This is a genomic window from Ureibacillus sinduriensis BLB-1 = JCM 15800, assembly GCF_000772955.1.
In the GTDB taxonomy this organism is placed as follows: domain Bacteria; phylum Bacillota; class Bacilli; order Bacillales_A; family Planococcaceae; genus Ureibacillus; species Ureibacillus sinduriensis.
On sequence record NZ_JPVO01000050.1, the window covers coordinates 1 to 18,901 of the forward strand.

Annotated in this window: 18 protein-coding genes and 8 tRNA genes; 1 reads left to right on the forward strand and 25 read right to left on the reverse strand. The window is 39.0% G+C overall.

Annotation, left to right across the window (positions count from 1 at the left end; all coding sequences use genetic code 11):
- Nucleotides 1–53: 53 nt before the first annotated feature.
- The 20 genes from CD33_RS09670 to acpS form a co-directional block, all read right to left on the reverse strand.
- Nucleotides 54–127: transfer RNA gene (locus CD33_RS09670), tRNA-Gly, on the reverse strand.
- 19 nt (nucleotides 128–146) lie between these two features.
- Nucleotides 147–223: transfer RNA gene (locus tag CD33_RS09675), tRNA-Arg, on the reverse strand.
- Nucleotides 224–242: 19 nt separating this feature from the next.
- Nucleotides 243–328: transfer RNA gene (locus CD33_RS09680), tRNA-Leu, on the reverse strand.
- A 58-nt stretch (nucleotides 329–386) separates the two neighbouring features.
- Nucleotides 387–461 (reverse strand) — tRNA-Lys (locus tag CD33_RS09685).
- Nucleotides 462–468: 7 nt separating this feature from the next.
- A tRNA-Gln gene (locus tag CD33_RS09690) sits at nucleotides 469–543 on the reverse strand.
- Between the two features lie 4 nt (nucleotides 544–547).
- Nucleotides 548–623 (reverse strand) — tRNA-Asp (locus CD33_RS09695).
- A gap of 31 nt (nucleotides 624–654) precedes the next feature.
- Nucleotides 655–729: transfer RNA gene (locus tag CD33_RS09700), tRNA-Glu, on the reverse strand.
- A 1-nt stretch (nucleotide 730) separates the two neighbouring features.
- A tRNA-Asn gene (locus tag CD33_RS09705) sits at nucleotides 731–805 on the reverse strand.
- Nucleotides 806–1,056: 251 nt separating this feature from the next.
- Nucleotides 1,057–1,518, reverse strand: coding sequence for a SprT family protein (locus CD33_RS09710; RefSeq protein ID WP_036200433.1), 462 nt, complete (start codon nucleotides 1,516–1,518; stop codon nucleotides 1,057–1,059).
- Between the two features lie 110 nt (nucleotides 1,519–1,628).
- Nucleotides 1,629–3,809, reverse strand: a complete 2,181-nt coding sequence (locus tag CD33_RS09715) for a Tex family protein (RefSeq protein ID WP_036200647.1) — start codon at nucleotides 3,807–3,809, stop codon at nucleotides 1,629–1,631.
- Between the two features lie 207 nt (nucleotides 3,810–4,016).
- Nucleotides 4,017–4,796, reverse strand: coding sequence for an RNA polymerase sigma factor SigB (sigB, locus tag CD33_RS09720; RefSeq protein ID WP_036200435.1), 780 nt, complete (start codon nucleotides 4,794–4,796; stop codon nucleotides 4,017–4,019).
- Nucleotides 4,774–5,247: an anti-sigma B factor RsbW gene (gene rsbW, locus CD33_RS09725; RefSeq protein ID WP_036200437.1), complete on the reverse strand. Its 474-nt coding sequence runs from the start codon at nucleotides 5,245–5,247 to the stop codon at nucleotides 4,774–4,776. The genes sigB and rsbW overlap by 23 nt, the downstream gene beginning before the upstream one ends.
- Nucleotides 5,234–5,569 carry an STAS domain-containing protein gene (locus tag CD33_RS09730; protein ID WP_036200439.1) on the reverse strand — a complete coding sequence of 112 codons (336 nt, stop codon included), beginning with the start codon at nucleotides 5,567–5,569 and terminating at the stop codon, nucleotides 5,234–5,236. Before CD33_RS09730 ends, rsbW begins: the two co-directional genes overlap by 14 nt.
- Nucleotides 5,570–5,644: 75 nt before the next feature.
- On the reverse strand, nucleotides 5,645–6,640 hold the full coding sequence (locus tag CD33_RS09735; RefSeq protein WP_036200444.1) for a PP2C family protein-serine/threonine phosphatase: 996 nt from the start codon (nucleotides 6,638–6,640) through the stop codon (nucleotides 5,645–5,647).
- 6 nt (nucleotides 6,641–6,646) lie between these two features.
- Nucleotides 6,647–7,051, reverse strand: coding sequence for an ATP-binding protein (locus CD33_RS09740; RefSeq protein WP_036200446.1), 405 nt, complete (start codon nucleotides 7,049–7,051; stop codon nucleotides 6,647–6,649).
- Between the two features lie 283 nt (nucleotides 7,052–7,334).
- The gene (locus tag CD33_RS09745; RefSeq protein ID WP_036200448.1) at nucleotides 7,335–7,685 is read right to left on the reverse strand and encodes a type II toxin-antitoxin system PemK/MazF family toxin; all 351 of its coding nucleotides are present in this window, start codon (nucleotides 7,683–7,685) and stop codon (nucleotides 7,335–7,337) included.
- Between the two features lie 4 nt (nucleotides 7,686–7,689).
- The gene (locus tag CD33_RS09750) at nucleotides 7,690–7,911 is read right to left on the reverse strand and encodes a hypothetical protein (RefSeq protein WP_084591321.1); all 222 of its coding nucleotides are present in this window, start codon (nucleotides 7,909–7,911) and stop codon (nucleotides 7,690–7,692) included.
- A 203-nt stretch (nucleotides 7,912–8,114) separates the two neighbouring features.
- Nucleotides 8,115–9,236, reverse strand: a complete 1,122-nt coding sequence (gene alr / locus CD33_RS09755) for an alanine racemase (RefSeq protein WP_036200452.1) — start codon at nucleotides 9,234–9,236, stop codon at nucleotides 8,115–8,117.
- A gap of 216 nt (nucleotides 9,237–9,452) precedes the next feature.
- Entirely contained in the window at nucleotides 9,453–10,466 is a 1,014-nt protein-coding gene (locus CD33_RS09760) for a LolA family protein (protein ID WP_036200454.1), read from the reverse strand.
- Between the two features lie 146 nt (nucleotides 10,467–10,612).
- The gene (gene acpS, locus CD33_RS09765; protein ID WP_036200455.1) at nucleotides 10,613–10,966 is read right to left on the reverse strand and encodes a holo-ACP synthase; all 354 of its coding nucleotides are present in this window, start codon (nucleotides 10,964–10,966) and stop codon (nucleotides 10,613–10,615) included.
- 270 nt (nucleotides 10,967–11,236) lie between these two features.
- Here acpS and CD33_RS09770 point away from each other — a divergent pair, with 270 nt between their 5' ends.
- A complete protein-coding gene (locus tag CD33_RS09770; RefSeq protein WP_036200456.1) occupies nucleotides 11,237–11,842 on the forward strand; it encodes a rhomboid family intramembrane serine protease in 606 nt (201 codons plus the stop codon).
- Between the two features lie 53 nt (nucleotides 11,843–11,895).
- Here CD33_RS09770 and CD33_RS09775 read toward each other — a convergent pair whose 3' ends face one another.
- From CD33_RS09775 to CD33_RS09795, 5 genes are all read right to left on the reverse strand, one after another.
- Complete coding sequence (locus CD33_RS09775) at nucleotides 11,896–13,386, reverse strand: PH domain-containing protein (protein ID WP_036200458.1); 1,491 nt, start codon at nucleotides 13,384–13,386, stop codon at nucleotides 11,896–11,898.
- Nucleotides 13,379–13,858: a PH domain-containing protein gene (locus CD33_RS09780; RefSeq protein WP_084591313.1), complete on the reverse strand. Its 480-nt coding sequence runs from the start codon at nucleotides 13,856–13,858 to the stop codon at nucleotides 13,379–13,381. Before CD33_RS09780 ends, CD33_RS09775 begins: the two co-directional genes overlap by 8 nt.
- A gap of 164 nt (nucleotides 13,859–14,022) precedes the next feature.
- Nucleotides 14,023–15,558, reverse strand: coding sequence for a degradosome RNA helicase CshA (cshA, locus tag CD33_RS09785; protein ID WP_036200459.1), 1,536 nt, complete (start codon nucleotides 15,556–15,558; stop codon nucleotides 14,023–14,025).
- A 747-nt stretch (nucleotides 15,559–16,305) separates the two neighbouring features.
- Nucleotides 16,306–17,673 (reverse strand): UDP-N-acetylmuramoyl-tripeptide--D-alanyl-D-alanine ligase, encoded by a 1,368-nt coding sequence (locus CD33_RS09790; RefSeq protein ID WP_036200460.1) that lies wholly within the window; start codon nucleotides 17,671–17,673, stop codon nucleotides 16,306–16,308.
- Between the two features lie 11 nt (nucleotides 17,674–17,684).
- Entirely contained in the window at nucleotides 17,685–18,758 is a 1,074-nt protein-coding gene (locus CD33_RS09795; protein ID WP_036200461.1) for a D-alanine--D-alanine ligase, read from the reverse strand.
- Nucleotides 18,759–18,901 lie beyond the last annotated feature (143 nt).

Genomic DNA, 18,901 nt, shown 5'->3' on the forward strand with positions numbered 1-18,901 from the left:
AAGAAACGATATCATTAACGTTTTGTTGTTCAGTTTTCAAGGTTCATGTATTATGGAGCGGGTGATGAGAATCGAACTCACGACATCAGCTTGGAAGGCTGAGGTTTTACCATTAAACTACACCCGCATATTAATTTAATATAAAATGGCGCGCCCGGCAGGAGTCGAACCCACAACCTTCTGATCCGTAGTCAGACGCTCTATCCAATTGAGCTACGGGCGCGTATTTGAAATGTGCTACTTGGTGCGGCCGAGAGGACTTGAACCTCCACGGGGTTGCCCCCACTAGGCCCTCAACCTAGCGCGTCTGCCATTCCGCCACGACCGCGTTTAAATGAAGACTCTATAATTATACACTATTCTCAAACAGTGTCAAGAATAAAAACTGGTGAGCCATGAAGGACTTGAACCTTCGACCCTCTGATTAAAAGTCAGATGCTCTACCACTGAGCTAATGGCTCTTACAAATGGCTGGGGTACCAGGATTCGAACCTGGGCATGACGGAATCAAAATCCGTTGCCTTACCGCTTGGCTATACCCCAACAATGGCGGTCCCGACCGGGATCGAACCGGCGATCTCCTGCGTGACAGGCAGGCATGTTAACCGCTACACCACGGGACCAAATTGTTTCTTCTATGATATTAAATTTAAGTGGTGACCCGTACGGGATTCGAACCCGTGTTACCGCCGTGAAAGGGCGGTGTCTTAACCACTTGACCAACGGGCCATGGCTCCGAAGGTAGGACTCGAACCTACGACCGATCGGTTAACAGCCGATTGCTCTACCACTGAGCTACTTCGGAATATTCGTTTTCGACTTATCTTGTCGACTTTTATTATTATAGAGACACTTTTAGATAAAGTCAACACTTTTGCCAAAACTTTTTTCACTTTCTTTCCTGCATGTGCGAAACGCTTATATATCATGCCTTCATACACTTATAGTAAAAGAATAGCTTTCCTATAATGTACACTTTTTGAAGAAAGCATACATTTTATTATGTACCAAATTAAAAGTTCCCGCCTTTTATGACTCTTCGATTGCCACAAAGGATTATTCGGCTATTTGTTCTATTAAACGTCCCCTGCAATTACCGCATCGGTACTTGTTCAAATCCATTCTTTTCTTTCGTGGATATTTCTGTTTACAATCAACACATTCATATATGTATGTTTTTGTATTTGTTCTCTTTTTGTTTTCCACAATCGTTGAGCAAAACCGAGGTGCTCCGACTTTTTTTAACAGTGTCCGAAAATCCGCATCCCGATGCTTATAACCCATACCCCTTATATGCAGGTGATAATGACAGAGTTCATGTAAGATAATTCCCCGCAATTCTTCGAGCCCAAAGATGTCATAAGACTTTTTGTTAAACTCAATATTATGACTTCTAAGAAGGTATCTTCCACCAGTTGTTCGTAATCTATTATTAAAATATGCCTTGTGCAAAAATGGCTGTTCAAAATAATGTAGCGAGAGTTCCTCCACCAACGATTGAAGTTCTTGATCAGTCATCTATATCCCCCTTTAACGTAACCCTATCATTTGAATACAAACTGTCCCCTTATCGCACATAATTACACCCCGGCCATATTTAATTAGCCGGGGGTCATCGATTCATCCATTTACTGAATTAATTCGACTTGCTTTTCAGGCGCTATCATTGTTAATGCGATACGACCTTTATTTACTTCTACTTTGTCTACCCATACTGTTACAATATCCCCTAAAGAAACTACCTCTAATGGATGCTTGATGCGACGTTTCTGTAGTTTGGAAATATGAACCAGACCATCTTGTTTTACCCCGATATCAACAAATGCGCCAAAATCGACGACATTGCGGACTGTTCCTTGCAATTCCATACCTACTTGCAAGTCCTCCATCTTTAAAACATCTGTCTTTAATAAAGGCTGAGGGAAGGCATCGCGTGGATCCCGTGTCGGCTTCATTAATGTGTCTACAATGTCTTTCACAGTTACTTCGCCAACAGCAAGTTGTTCACTTAAAGCTTTTACATCTAATGCGGCAAGAGCTTCCTCGCAATGTTTTGATCCAACATCTTTTTTCGTCAACCCGGCACTTGATAATATATCTTCGGCCAGTTTATAGCTTTCCGGGTGAATGCCGGTTGCGTCCAGGGGATTTTTTGCTTCCGCGATACGTAAAAAGCCAATCGCCTGTTCATATGTTTTGGCACCTAAACGGGGGATTTTTTTTAATTGCGCGCGAGATGTAAATTTTCCGCCTTCACTTCGAGCATTTATTATATTCTCTGCAACGGTTTTCGATAAGCCGGATACATATTGCAGAAGGGACGCAGAAGCGGTATTCACATCTACCCCTACCTGGTTAACCGCAGTTTCTACTATGAACGTTAAAGATTCAGCCAGTTTTTTTTGCGACACGTCATGTTGATATTGGCCGACGCCCACTGCCTTCGGTTCAATTTTCACAAGTTCTGATAGTGGGTCTTGTAACCGGCGAGCAATCGAAACGGCACTTCTTTGTTCGACTTGCAATTCCGGAAACTCACTTCGCGCCACTTCGGAAGCAGAGTAAACAGAAGCCCCCGCTTCATTTACAATGACATAGGCAATTTCTTGCTCAACTTCTTTCAATACGTCAGCAACAAACTGTTCTGTCTCTCTCGAAGCCGTGCCATTACCTATCGCCACTATCGATATCGGATATTTCTCTAGTAAAGCTTTCATCACTGCTTTTGATTTTGCTACATCTGGTTTCGGAGGATGTGGATAAATCGCTGTTACCTCCAGCATTTTGCCTGTTTCATCCACCACCGCTAATTTACAGCCAGTTCGATAGGCCGGGTCTACACCCAAGACCATCTTGCCGCGCATTGGTGGCTGTAATAATAGGCTCTTCAAATTTTCAGCAAAAATATGAATTGCTTGTTCTTCTGCTTTTTCTGTTAGCTCACTCCGCAATTCACGTTCAATTGAAGGTTGAATCAATCGTTTATAGCTGTCTTCCACAGCTTCTTTTACATGCTGCAAGGCAGGTGAGGATGAGTTCAAAGGAATCCAGGCTCTCTCCATAATTTGGAGTACTCTATCTAGAGGAACATGAATTGCCACTTTTATAATATCTTCTTTTTCGCCACGATTGAGAGCCAGCGTTCTATGAGGAACAATTTGTTTTACCGGTTCTTCATACTCATAGTACATTTCAAATACTTTTTTCTCGTCCTTTTCAGCATTTTTAACTGAAGTGGCGATCTTCCCTTCTCTCCAAGAAAGTTTTCGTATTTGATCGCGAACTTGAGGATCATCTGCAAATCTCTCAGCTAATATATCCTTTGCACCAGTTAAAGCATCTTCAACCGTATCCACTCCTTTTTCTGCGTCAAGGAATGGGAAGGCTACCATTTCAACTTCTTTTCTTGTGAATTTTAATAACTCGTCTGCCAGAGGTTCTAAACCTTTTTCTTTGGCAATCGTCGCCTTTGTTCGCCTTTTTTGTTTATAGGGTCTATATAGATCTTCAACTCGCTGCAAGATTGTGGCACCTTGAATCGATGCTTGAAGCTCACCTGTCAATTTCCCCTGTTCATCTATTAATCGAATGACCTCTTCTTTTCGTTGTTCTAGCTGTTGTATGTAATGATATCGATCTTCGATGGATTTAATTTGAACTTCATCCAATGAACCTGTTGCTTCCTTACGGTAACGGGCTATGAAGGGTACGGTATTCCCGTCCTCCAATAATTTAATAACAGCTTCAGCTTGTTGTGGCTTTACTTTTGTTTCTGTTGCTATCATTTGCAGCATTTTCTGTACTTCCATCATTCCACAGCCTTTCAAATTTTCATAAATGAAACATTTCTAGTATGACGACATAATCTTAGTTTACCATTTAATGTCCTCTTTCTTCTATTATTGAACGTTTCAGTGGCTATTCATGAAGGAGTTAGTCAATTTTCCTCAATAAAAAAGCCTACCCTCGTTCTTCGGGGGTAGACTTGTCCAGCATATTAAATTCCTCAACCATTATTACACAACACCATCTGCAGTAATGACTTGTTGTAATTTCTTAATTGCCTTCCGTTGGATGCGCGATACATGCATTTGAGAAATACCTAGCATTTCTCCTGCTTCTTTTTGACTGAGTTGATCATAATAAGTTAATTTTAAAATCTCTTTTTCACGTTCTTCCAAGGTTTCCATCGCTTCCGAAACAACGATCCGACGATTCGTCCTTTCGAATCCATCGTCTTCTTTTCCTATAACATCCATCAACGTGACTGTACCACCTTCAGAATCCGCATCAATGGAATGATCCATCGAAAGAGCATGGTAACTTTTGCTCATTTCCATTGCCTCTAGAACGTCTTCTTCCTCTACTTCCAAATATTCGGCAATTTCCTGTATAGAAGGAGAATATTGCAGTTTAGTGGTTAGATATTCTGCAGCTGTTTTAATTTTTGGACCAAGTTCTTTAATACGTCGAGGTACATGAACATCCCACGTTTTGTCACGTAAAAATCGTTTAATTTCTCCAACGATCGTCGGAACAGCAAAAGCTTCAAAGCTTCTACCCATAGACGTATCAAAACGTCGAATCGCCCCTAGCAATCCAAGCATCCCCACTTGGACCATGTCCTCGTAATTCGTTTTGCCGTAAGAATATCTCCTAGCAATCGACTCCACTAAATTCTTGTAATGAATTACTAAGTGATCTAAAGGCGCTTGCTCTTCTGATTGTTGATATTGTTCTATCCATTCTAATATTTGCTCAGTAGAGTTTCGGTTATCTGGTGATTGACTGGACATTTTCTTTCACCTGCTCTCTCGTGACATATTTTGTCATGAAAACAGTGACTCCACCTTCGTTGTTGTTCACTCTGACCTCGTCCATTAATGTCTCCATTAAGTAAAGCCCTAGTCCGCCCTCTCTTAATAATTCAACACTTTCATCTTCCTGATATGGACCAATCTGTGATTTTATCTCTTCGAAGTTAAAGCTATGTCCGTAATCCGATACCATGACCTCAATTTTATCAGCATATAGTGCCACACCGATAACAATTTCTCCATCCTCATGGCTCCCATAAGCATGTTGTACCACGTTTGTCACCGCTTCACTTACGGCAATTTTCATATCTTCAATTTCGTCATAGGAAAAACCAACACGTGAAGCTAATCCTGAAACAGTTAATCTTATAACACTAACGTATTGCGGCTTTGCAGGAACTCTAATTTCGATGTAGTCAAATGCGCGCATTGGTTGCCCCACCTTTTCCTATTTCCATTAATTCACTAAGTCCTGTTATTTCAAATAACCTTGTTAACCTTGCGGACAAGTTAACTAATTTTAAACTGGCATTCTCCTTCACAATTTTCTTATAAAATGCCACGAAAACCCCAAGACCTGTACTATCCATATAATTAACATTCGATAAATCCAATTCTACAAGTAAGCCCTCCGTTATACGGATCATCTCAAGCTCATCTCTTAAAATTGGTGCTGTATACGTATCAATTTCACCTTCAATGTATCCTAACAGTAAATCCCCATCTTCTCGAAATTGTACATTAACATTCATTTTAAGACACCTCCCACAATTACCTAATGGTCTTTTCCCCAGATTGCAATCTTTAAACCTATAATTTTAAAAAAATTACTTTTTTATAATTACCACCGTAAAATCATCTTCCAATTTAAAGTCATGCAGCTTCTGAAGTTCGCTATAAATCACTTCACACATTTCTTGGGCAGTAAGATGGCGGTTGGCTAAAGCAAGTTCCTTGATTATTTCACGGGAATCAAATTCTTCTTTATTACGAAAGTCTGTTACCCCATCGGTCATCAGAATGACGAAATCGCCGTTTTTCAAATCAAGGTCCTGTTGGGTATATTTTGCTTCCGGCAATATGCCGAGCAACAGACCCTTCGACTCCAGATCGTAAAAAGATTCGCTTTCTCCGTCATAGTACAAGGATGGCTCGTGTCCGGCAGAACTCCAAGTAAGCACGTTGGTTGACAAATCATAACGTACATAGCATAACGAGACGAACATACTGTCATCGATACTTTTTTCTATAGTCCTATTCAATACTTCCAGCACATAGGAGGGATTGCTGTTTGCATATTCCAAAGTGTCCAATCCATATTTCACCATAGACATACATAATGCTGCCGGTACCCCCTTACCTACTACATCTGTCACGGCAACGCTTAAAAAACGTTCATCATCGTGCATGAAATGAACATAATCGCCATTCATTTTTCGGAGAGGTACCGAAATCATGCCGATATCAACAGAACGAGGTTTCGGAATCTCATTTTCCAGCAATAAATTTTGAATTTTCGTTGCAATTTCCATTTCAATCCGAAGTTCTTCTTGTTTGGCCAACAGACTTTGATGCTCCTGAACTTTCAATCCGAAATGCACCATTACTTCTATTAGAAAATCGTATCCATGCAGTACCGAGTCGGGCAAATCATCGTATACTTCTTCCAGCGCTTGCTTATGGATACTAATCACTTCTTCCGGCGTTACATTTTTTTGGATCATCCGTTTAATAAAATTTTGGCCAATATATAAATCGCTCTCATTCTGATTTCCGATATAATCTGATAGAATTTTTTTATATTGTTTTCGTATCTGCTCCAATTAAATTCACACCCTAACTAGCCATTTCACAACCTTAATAGTAGTCCCCTGGCCGACCCTTGATTCAATTTCAATTAAATCTACAAGCCTTTTAACAGCAGGTAATCCTGCGCCCGCACTTGTCGAGGAATAGTCATCTTCCAAGACTTTGTGGACATCTTTCATCCCTTGGCCTTTATCAATCGATGAAATGGCAATCCCTTTCAAGCCGTTTTCTTCGACCTCTTCGATAACGATTTTACCAGCATGGGCATATAATAAAATATTCTTTGCGAGTTCACCTATCGCTGTCGTAATTCTAGATTGATCCACATCGTTGAATCCAATTTCTTTTGCCTCATCTCGACCGAGCTTGCGTGCAGTTACTATATCTAGTTCCGTCACTATCTCTACTACTCTTGCTTCTCTCATCACTGCACCCCCATATTGCCTTGGAATTAACGGACGCATACTATAATTCTAGCAAATATGTATAAAAGTTAATAATTCTATTATATATATTATCAAATATCATAACATCAAATCTAGTTTGATAAATAGACTAAAGATTTTGTGCAAACTACACTTTATTGGCAAACTCAATAAATAGAAACTCAGCTCTTATATAGATACCCAAATATTCAAATCTTTTTGCATAAAAAAAGAATGACCTATAAGAATTTCTTCTTTAGGTCATTCCTTCACATTTTATGTATTAAAATTTCAATAATCCTAGGCTTATTTCCAGTGCAACATCCACCTTTTCCATAAGCTCATCATCTAATTGGGTAATTCGATCCGTCAACCTGGACTTATCTATCGTACGCAATTGTTCAAGCAAAATTACCGAGTTTCGTTCGAAACCATACTTTTTGGCATCAATTTCGACATGAGTCGGCAATTTTGCTTTTTGAATCTGCGCAGTAATCGCAGCGATGATTACAGTTGGACTAAATCTGTTACCTATATCGTTTTGAAGGATTAATACGGGCCTCGTTCCGCCTTGTTCAGATCCCACAACTGGAGAGAGATCTGCAAAAAACACGTCCCCTCGTTTCACAATCAAAATGTCATCCCCCGCTTACGAGACGCTCCACCATATGTTCCGCTTCATACTCTGCATGTAGACATTCGCTACAAATATTCAGGTTGATTTGCGACATTTCCACATAGCCTTTCATTAAAGCTTCCCGTATTTGATTTGGTTGCTTGTGCGTAGACAATCTACGAGATGAAATATACACAAAACTTTCCGTATCTCGTGATTTATGCTCAAGTGTATTAAATGCCATTAACAACTCTTGAGGAAGTTCTAATACTTCCTTTACTTCTTCTACTTTTTTCGCGTACAAAACAAGCACCTCCACAAAAACCGTACCATTTCAATTCTTTTCTCATTCTATCATCGAAATGATATGTTGAAAAGATAATTATTAAAAAATATGGCTATACATGTAGTTTTATTGGTTTTTGTCAAAGTATTTGTCGCATTTTACTATTTTTTGTAGTAGATTCTAGGCACTCTCGAAGTGATGATACAAGGAACCTCGTAGTTAATTGTATCCCCTTTTTTCGCCCATTCATCAATTGTAATTTCTTCGTCTTCTTGTTTTCCTATTAAAGTTACCTTTTTACCTATATTATATGCAATTGGTAATAATAACATACATTGATCCATACAAATTCTTCCGATGATTGGTACGCGTACGCCATCTATTAATACATGTTGGCCACTATATTTTCGAATCAGACCGTCTGCATAGCCAATAGGGATTGTTCCAATGAAAGACGGTTCGGATGCTGTAAAGGCTGCTCCATAACCAATCGATTGACCGGCCTGGACTTCCTTTACCTCAATAAGTTCTGTTTCTAATGAGAAAGCAGGTTGCAATGGGAACGGTAATTTTGTTTTCACATAAGCAGAGGGTGCTAGACCATACATAGAAATACCAAATCTTACCGCGTCGTATTGAAGAGTTTGATCTTTTACAAGCATCGTCGCTGTATTGGCTGCATGCACAAGTCTCGGTCTTTTAGGCAAAGACCTTAAGAACTCTTCAAATTTGGTTACTTGATGAAGGAAATAAGTTTCATCCTCTTCATCCGCAGTAGCAAAGTGCGTGAATATCCCATCCACAAGTAACTTTTCAGAAAGTACAATTTCATGATATAGGTTCTGTAAATCTTCGAGATTGGTGACACCTATTCTACCCATGCCTGTATCAACCTTAATATGTACCTTTAAGGGATGCTTAAACGTTAATGTATTTACTTGTTCCACCCAATCAGTAGAAAATACCGTTAGAGTTATATTTTCGACAGCAGCTAGAGGTGCAAACGATACAGGGACATAACCTAAAATTAAAATATCAATATCACGGTATGCTTCCCGAAGATGGAGCGCTTCTTCCGGTGTCGCTACCGCCAACACGGTTGCACCGGCTTCAATAGCTGCTGCCGCAACTTCAATATCTCCATGCCCGTATGCATTAGCCTTCACTACAGCCATTATTTGAACTCCAGGGTTTAAATATTCTTTTAATTGGTTCACATTATGTTTTATTGCATCTAAATTGATGATGGCTTTGGTTGGTCGGAAGTGCTTTATGTTTTGCATTTTGGATATTCCCTCTTTTAGTATTTATAAACTTCAAATTTTTGTAAATTACATTTTTCTTTATTTTATTTTTTATACAAGTTCTTGTCTACCACTTTATTCTCGAAAGAAATTAAGAGAGAGTTAGCCTAAGAACGTGCCTTGCCACCATCAAAGACTAACCTCTCAAATTTATATTTGTATATCTAAAAATTAATTATTTAATAGTAAACGATTTTATTTTAATCCACCCGTTGTAACGGATGCCGCAACTTCAACCATTTCTTCCTGAGTTAGATTATTGGATGCGATAAAGAATGATACACCATCACGTTCCCAACTGATTGAGTTTTCCGTAATTGCCCCAATAGTAAAGCCTAAATCTGCCGGATCACCAGGTGCATATACTGGAAGCGTTGCTGTTTCGCCGAATTCAACAGGTTGTTGAACGAGTGTGAATGATTTTTCACCTTCGAAAGTTAGTATCACACGCTCTCTTCCATTCTCCATAACCGCTTCTTCATCTGCCAATTTTGTATTATCCCAATTTAAATTTGGATAGTATGTTTGGAAATCTGTTGGAACTTCTGCACTTGCACTAGCTTTTTCTTCTTCATTGGACTCGGAGAAATTTTCTACTGCGTATTCGCTTTTCTTATGTTGCATTCCTAAATCAATATTTTTAAAAGTGATCACCATTTGTTCTTCTTGCGCCTCGTTCACCACTGAAACGGAAGTTGGCAGCATTGTTTTCTTGTCCACAACAATCTTTTGCGTTGGCATAATGCTCTTATGATTATTTCTTGTTGCTGCTGTGAAGATATAATTCTTCTCATCTTCCTCCATTGTCAAACCGTCATCAGCCAACAAATCTTCTGCCAAAGCGCCAATCAGATAGGCTTGGCTATTTTGTTTCGGCCATTCGCTCTGGAACTTGTACGTTTTTCTTAATGAAGGCGTCACTACAAACACCCCTTCATCATTTCGAATAATCATCTGTGTAACATCTTCACCTTGCTGAGTTACTTTCACACGGTAAAATTCTGGTTCAGTATGCCATACGTTCACATCATAAACTCTTGGTTCGGTACCTGTTTTGATTTCCATCGTGGCATCTAGTTCGTATCCCTTCACTTCGTTCCACTTGTCATTTAGATTTTGCAGAACATCCTCCTGTGAATCCTCCCCACAAGCTGCAAGCATTAGCACTCCTAACAACATGACAAAAAATAAGGTTAATTTGTGTCGCAAAACTCCATCCTTTCTTCTACTTTCAGCTCCGATACGTCAAATATATGAGTGGATGGATAACTTTATGCTATCACTTTTGGACAACTTAACAAATTAATCATCACAATTTTGCTATTGAATTTGATTCACAGTGTTTATCTCTCATGTTACTCCATTAGTATAACTTGAGCTGCTGCATATTCTTTTGTATGTGTGATACTGACATGTCCACTCACTAATTCTCCGTTAAAAAATAAAGTAGGCTTACCTAAATCATTCTTCAATACTTCAATCTGGTGAAACTCGCAACCTTTCCCTATGCCTGTACCATTTGCTTTTGAAAATGCCTCCTTCGCTGCAAACCTCCCTGCTAAAAATTCAACTTTTCGTAGTTCAGATAGTAGGTTGAATAAGTTCAATTCACGTTCGGTTAGAATTCTTTGCACAAATTTCTCCGAACGATGCATCGCTTTCTTAATTCTTGGGATTTCTGCTATATCTAGTCCAATTCCTTTTATCATATGGAAGTTCTCCTTTTATTATTAATAAAATACAATGTATAATAATTTTAACTTCATTCTTGTGATTGTCGACTTTTTAAATGTCATGGATGTTTGCAATAGATAAAAAAGCCGATTAGTTTCCCAAACTGAATGAAGTTAAAACGTGCGGCGTCTGCCCTGATTTTTTTAGGAAGCTATCGAAAAAGATCACTAAAACTTCGGACAGTATTTGATTGTGCCTATTTCAGGTACAAATTTGCCAAGGCGTATTTGATATGAGGTGAATATATGTTTATTCGTAGAGAAAATTTCAAGCAGTTTTTAAAGCTATATCCTGTTGTATCAACAATTATTGCGATAAATTTCATTGTCTTTATTATAACAATGCTGCCTAATATCGGTGATGAAATTTTTTACTCAGGGGCAAGTGTCAATTACTTAATCGGTGACGGCCAATGGTGGCGAATTATCACTTCATTATTTCTTCACGCAGGTTTTATGCATGTATTGTTTAATATGTTCTCGTTATTCTTATTTGGGCCTGAACTCGAAAAAATTGCCGGTAAAATGCGATTTTTAACGATATACTTCTTAGCAGGCATCTTTGGTAATATGGCAACATTTGTATTACAGGACGGTCTGTACGCAAGTGTAGGTGCCAGCGGAGCAATCTATGGTATCTTCGGGGCCTTTGCAGCGCTTGTCTACTATACGCGCCGTACCATGCCACAGCTGAAGCAAGTTATCATGCCTCTCATTATCATTAGTGTGATTATTACATTTATATCACCTAACATTAATGTTACTGGACATTTAGGCGGCCTAATCACTGGTTTCTTGCTTGGTTTATCCTATTTTTCCCCGAAGAATATCATTCGTTGGAGACAAAAATAACGGGAAAAGGCAATCTCTCTATATTTAGATGAGATTGCCTTTTCATATGCGCTTTACTGATTAAGTGTAGACTTTTCAAACCAATCCGTTACAACTACTGCATCCTTACTTTCAAGATTGGACACCTTCGCGGACGCTCCCGTCAACCCCGACATTACTGTCACCTGGACAGTTGCGATTTCCTTTCTCTTTTGGAAATAGGTTTGCCTTCTTTCCATAGCCTGAATTCTTTTCTTCTCAACAACAAACGTTACACGACTAAAAATACGATAGCAAATCGTTAGTTGATTTCCATTAATGGCAAAACCGGTCGTTTTAAATTGCCATAAACCGATTAGTATAACTGGAATAAAAATCAGCACCGACAACATCCCATATGGGAACCAAAAGTATGAGCAAAGTGCGATGGCGGGAATGAGCCAAATAAAATCAATCCGATAAAAGAAAGGCTTCGCTTTTTTAGGCGGCTTAGTCAAAGTTTGCTGCCATTCTAATTGAGGAAACAAATCTTGAAGCGGACCATATAAATGTTTTTTCCTTATGAGTGGAAAAATAGTTATTTTCTTTTCTTCTCCCCCAAATCCGCCACTAGCACTTTCAACCGCTACTGCTGCAAATCCAAATATTTGCCTTAAAGGATTTTCAACAATTTTTATCGCTTGTATGCGATTCAAAGGAATTGTTACTCTCTTCTTTTCCAATAATCCTCTTGTAACTGTTAATCGTTCGTTTTCCTCTATCACCGTAAAATCATAGTAGTTGATGAAGGTAATAATGACAGCTACTACCCAGGTGAATAATAATGATACTACCGAGGCCAGTATTACAAGAATAAATCCAAATTTGATAAAGTGTGATACCTCTTCAAAAATCCAGTCGAAAGGTATATATTCGGCAAATTGTGATAGAACTGCACCAACACCGGCAATTACAACCCCCATACTACTGGAAGTTGTTGCAAGGATGATGAGTTCTTTTGTGTTCATCTTATGAATCACTCTGGAACTTTTAGGCACTTCCTCGACAGATAGAGGTGCATCATCCTGTAATTCGGGTTCCCGCTCATCTACATTTCTTTTTCTGGTAACTCGCTCGATTTGGTTGGCGGCGTCTTTTGTTATAGCTGTCAAAATAACCTCGGGCTTGCCGTTCGTACCGCCGGCTGTCTCCACCATTACTTGGACAAGTCCAAATACTCGATGAAAAATGCCTTCTTTATAATTAAAGCTTTGGATTCGATCAAACGGAATATACCGTTTCTTTTTGACTAGCAGACCATACTCAACCCTCAGCTCATTTTCCTCGAACCAATACACGTACGTCCACCATTTTATTATCCCATTGATTAAACCTATTAATATTACTAGCAACAAGATTCCCAGCGGAATGAGATTGGTCCAGAAGCTTCCATCCCCTGGGTTCATTTTCACATTAAAGCCGTTTGCAAAGAAAAGTATTAAAACAGGAATTATTAAATCCTTCAATCCTTTTACAAAATCAACTAATGCGGATATAGGGTGCAATTTATAGCGTTGCTCAGACATCATCTTCAGCCACCCTTGCCAAAATCGAAATACGTGCCCGCAAGCTATCCGCATCATTGGTAACCAACATCGGAATTACATGTGTAGTTGCGGCTGTTGAAATGGAAATATTGGCCAAATCGTACTTTTTTAATATTGGACCTTGCGAGGTATCAACATGTTGAACTCGGACCATCGGGATTAGCGTACGTTTAACTATAAAGAGCCCACTCTGGATTTCAATCTCATGTTCCCGCACTTCATATCTCCAATGATCCCAACGAATTTTTGGAAATAGCCAAATGGAAGTTAGTGCCACGATTAGAAGTAGAACGAATGCTATGTAATAAATAAACGATGGCCATTCAAAATAATACGTTAAAAAACTTGCAACCCCCATTAATATGACTACCACAAAAGTATTAAACACGCCATATAACCGCCATACGGTCAAACCTTTTCTCGGTATTTGATGCATTAATTGTTCCCGCACATAATCACCCTCTCATTCCTCTTTATACGAATGTAATATCAAATTTGTTTCATTAAAATTGGAAATTATTTTTGTGTAAACCTTAATTAATAATATACGAGGAAAGGTGTTGCGGGTAAAAAAAAAGTGCCCCTACAGGACACTTTTTAATGATTCTTAAATTATTAGTCTTCACGACGACGTGGTGTGCTTGAAGAGCGTCTGCGATCTCCACCGCCGCCGCCTTCTTTGCGGCCACCTTCACGGCGACCTCCATCTCTGCGGGCTCCATCTCTACGTGCACCGCCGCCACCGCTGCGTCCGCCACGACCAAAGTCACGACGGCCTCCGCGAGAGTCTCCTCCACGGCTACGGCCTCCACCAGAACGTTCTTTACGAGCTGGCAATGGGCGCTCTTCAGAAATTGTTACCGGTGTTTCATCAGGCTCTTTCGTCATTGACTTAATAGCTGCTGCAACTAAATCAACCGCATTATGTTCTTCCAGTAACTCGTTAGCCAAAATACGGTACTCATTTAAATCATTAGCTTGAACGATTTCAATCAACTTCTCCATAGCTACTTTTTGTTGACCAACTAGGGCCTCTGATTCACTTGGTGGACGAAGTGGTGTCATACGTTTTTTCGTTGTTTCTTCAACAATACGCAAGTAACCCATTTCACGTGGAGTTACAAAAGTAACGGCAAGTCCTGATTTACCTGCACGACCAGTACGGCCGATACGGTGAACATAGCTTTCTGGATCTTGCGGAATGTCAAAGTTATAAACGTGTGTAACACCTGAAATGTCTAAACCACGTGCTGCAACATCTGTTGCAACAAGGATGTCAATTTTATTTTCTTTAAATTGACGCAATACAGACATACGTTTCGCTTGGCTTAAGTCACCGTGAATTCCTTCTGCAACATAACCACGGATACTTAATGCTTGAGATAGTTCATCAACACGACGTTTTGTACGACCGAAGATGATTGCAAGCTCTGGTTGGTGAACATTTAAGATTCGAGTTAACACATCGAATTTTTCACGTTCTTGAGCTTTCACGAAAAATTGCTCAATATTTTCAACTGTCATTTCTTTTGATTTGATTTTAACTTCTTCAGGATTTTTCATGAATGTATTAGCAATTTTACGGATTGCAGGCGGCATTGTAGCCGAGAATAATAATGTTTGGCGAGTATCTGGAACATTCTCTAAAATCGCATTAATATCATCGATGAAGCCCATGTTTAACATTTCGTCTGCTTCGTCTAATACAAGTGTTTGTACTTGATCAAGCTTTAATGTGTGACGGTTAATATGATCTTGAATACGACCTGGAGTACCTACGATAATTTGTGGTTTATTCTTTAACGCACGAATTTGGCGTCCGATTTCTTGTCCACCATATACAGATAATAATTTCACGCGTTTATCATAACCAATTTTATATAGTTCTTCTGAAACTTGGATCGCTAATTCACGAGTTGGGGCAATAATTAATGCTTGAATATTTGGGTTTTTCGGGTCGATATTCTCGATAAGTGGTATTCCGAAAGCAGCAGTTTTACCAGTACCAGTTTGCGCTTGACCTAATACGTCACGACCTTCTAATGCAAACTTAATAGTGCCTTCTTGGATTGGTGTAGCTTCTTCAAATCCCATACGTTTTAAAGAACGTAATGTTGATTCGCTAATATTTAATTCTGAAAAATTTGTCAAACTCTTCAATCTCCTTTTTCCTTTAAGTTGACAAATGGTTACATTTTCAGATGAAATGCGGCAAACTTCGAGCCTAAGTTTTGGAACGTTTCCGATACTTAATAATTCTCTGCTTCTACAGAGAGCGATTTTATATGAAAGGGAAAGCCCGGTCTTTGCCGAGCGGTTCATTCTACCCATCTTCTTATGTTTAAAGCTAAGTAAAAATAGAATAAAACCGTTAAATTCAAAAAAAAGCACTCTTCATCATGTTTTGTGAAGAGCCTTCGCACAAAATGTATCCATTGCTTATCATAGTCTATCACGGCTCTTAACTGCATTGCAACGAAATTGCTCTTGTTATAATATTCTTAATTTTCGTTTTCCATGACGAAAAGTTAAGAAAACCATTAGTCATATATAAGTTAATTACTTTTTCAAATCATTTTCCCGACCAGCAGGAATTAAAACATTTCTTATGAATGTGTGACGTAATCTCCTAATTTCATTATTGTTCTCCCTATAAAAAGTTGGCACTGGTTAGCTGACACTTTCTCAGGCTCAAGCACTTGGACTAACTGGTACAGTCTTTATATTGCTCTTCCCGTGGACAAATAATTCGCAAACTTTTAATTGTCCATGTATTGCATCTTCTACCACTCAATACATCTCATAAAACCTCTTGCTCGAAAACTCATTAAATTTATAACGCAAAAAGGCACTTTTAGATCATTGATTGACCTAAAAGTGCCTTTAATTCACTTCAATTTATTTAAATGAGTTCAGAAGTGTTTCTAATTTCATTCCGCGCGAACCTTTTAATAAAATTAACGTTTTTTCATTTGCATACTTATTTATATATTCCTCGATTACATGATAATCATCCATGGTGTGGATTAATTTTCCACCATCTATCTTCTCGTTTAATTGGTCGTAAAGCCACTTCATCCTCGGTCCGTACAAACAAACTCTAGAGATTTCACTTGTATCAATGACATTTGCAATTTGCTCATGAAATTTTTTCTCGTCATCACCCAGTTCAAGCATATCACCCAAAATAAGCCATTTATCCGTTCGTAATGAAGAAGACTGAACAAATTGAATTGCTGCCGTCATTGAGGTAGGTGCCGCATTGTATGCATCATTAATGAATAAAATCCCTTTATGGGTAGGTACTAACTGCATACGCATATCTGTCAGCGATACTTGTGATAAACCTTCACGGATTTGGTCCTCCGTTAAACCTAAACTCTTGCCAATTAACATTGCATTCAAACTGTTTTTCACTTGATGTTTTCCCAATACGGGAATAAAGAAATCGCCATTCACCTCGCCACTAACAGTAAAGCGACTTCCTTTTTCAGTGGTTTCAATTGCTTTAGCAACCAAACTATTGGATGCATCGAAGCCAAAACCTTTATACGTAAGTTCAGACTGTTCCTTTACCAAGTTTTGCAGCAAAGGTTCATCTCCATCAAAGAAAAGAATCCCATCCGAATCCAACCCAAGAATAATTTCAAACTTCGCTTTTGCTATTCCTTCGCGTGAACCGAGATCTTGCATGTGGGCTTCTCCAATATTGGTAATTACCGCGTAATGGGGCTTTGCAAGTTTCGTTAAAAACTCAATTTCGCCAAAACCGCTCATCCCCATTTCCAACACTGCGATTTCCGTATCTTCATCAAGATTCAATATTGTAATAGGTAAACCTAATTGGTTGTTAAAATTGCCGATCGTTTTTTGAACTTTGTAAAATGGCGATAACATACTAGCTACTATATCTTTGGAGGAGGTTTTGCCATTTGAACCTGTTACTCCGATAAATTTCGCACGGTGTTCATGACGGTAGGCACGGGCCATTTCCTGCAGCGCCACTTCTGCATCATCAACAAATAGAACAGGTTTATCACTAGGTGGATTGGGTTCATCCTTTAGCCAAAGAGTTGCTGATGCACCTTTCTCGAATGCTTGATCAACATATTTATGCCCATTTACCGACTCCCCACGGAAAGGTATAAATAAATCCCCTTCCGATATTGTTCGCGTATCTATCGAGACACCTTTTACAATCGTGTCCACATAGCCTGCACATTCAACATTTAACCATTCGGCAATTTCTTTTATTGTTCTTTTCATTTCGCTTCACTCTAATCCCGGTTATATTGTAATTGTTGTTTTTCTGTATGACGTTCAATCGCTAACTCAATTAATTGATCGATTAATTGCGGATAACTTACATCCGTATGTTGCCATAATAACGGATACATACTTACCGGCGTAAAACCAGGCATTGTATTTATCTCGTTAATATAAACCTCGTTATTTGCCGTTACAAAGAAATCCGAGCGCACTAGTCCTGAGCAATCCAAAATCTTAAATGCGCGGATGGCCATGTCTCTCATAGCGCTTTCTACATCCGTAGAGATTTCAGCAGGAATAATCAGTGCTGTTGATCCATCTTTATACTTGGAATCATAGTCATAAAAATCGGTCATCGGTTTGATCTCGCCTGCAACCGAAACTCTTGGATCGTCATTGCCTAGTACTCCCATCTCGATTTCTCTTGCTGTAAGCCCTTGTTCAACGATTATTTTGCGGTCATATTGGAGGGCAATCTCAATGGCCTTAACCAATTCTCCACTATTCGTTGCCTTGCTGATACCCACACTGGAACCTAAATTTGCAGGTTTTACGAACATCGGCCAACCTAACTCAGCTTCACATTTGTCGATAATTTCCTTTGAAGATTCATTCCACTCTTTTCTAAGAAAGTGAATATAGGGAACTTGCTTTAGCCCCGCAACACTGAATAGTTGCTTCATCGTCACTTTATCCATACCTGCTGCAGAAGCCAATACTCCATTTCCTACATACGGGAAATTCAATACTTCCAATAATCCCTGTACTGTCCCATCTTCCCCGTTTGTTCCGTGCAGTAGTGGAAATACCACATCAAACTCGGCCTGTGAGTTATTATCTAAAATGAATTCTGTAATATTATTTGGTGAGTTGTTATCCCTTTTAAATTGTAATTGTTCTATTGAATCAACCGGTTTTGTCAGTTGAGGTCCTCTTAGCCATTGACCATTCAGTGTTATGAAAATTGGATGCACTTCATATTTGTCATAATCAATCGCTTTTGAAACGGCTGTCGCAGTTGATAATGACACCTCATGCTCAGCAGATTTCCCTCCATATAGTAAACCAACGCGCTTTTTCATTTTTTGACCTCCAAATATTGAGTAGTTCTAGTTTAACACGAAACCAATTTGTTAAAAAACATGGCTTATCGAAAAGACGTTTAGCATTAATCCTTAGTTGCACATAAGACATTCAATTTTTTTCAGTTCCATATCGTCAAGTT